At 56.4% G+C, this 204-nt stretch carries 1 pseudogene; it reads right to left on the minus strand.

The features are described from left to right. Window positions 1–204 (minus strand): annotated as a pseudogene (locus tag FDX22_RS21405) (xylulokinase); the annotation flags it as partial.

Raw genomic sequence — 204 nt, forward strand, 5'->3', positions numbered from 1 at the left:
GTACACTTGCCATCCCGGTTAGTTTTGCCGCCCAGTCCAGGCAGGATGCCGCACTTAGCATCACGGACATCAGGTGCCACCGTTCAGGTAGAGCATGGCAAAAGCTATGGACTGCGCTTTCCGGTTTGCTGAGAAAACCGTCGCTGACCGCAAAATAGACCCCGGAAGTCCCCAGCGAGAGCATAGCCTGACCGGCATTCATCA

Origin of the sequence: Citrobacter sp. TBCS-14 (assembly GCF_005280805.1) — a bacterium.
In the GTDB taxonomy this organism is placed as follows: Bacteria; Pseudomonadota; Gammaproteobacteria; order Enterobacterales; family Enterobacteriaceae; genus Citrobacter; species Citrobacter gillenii.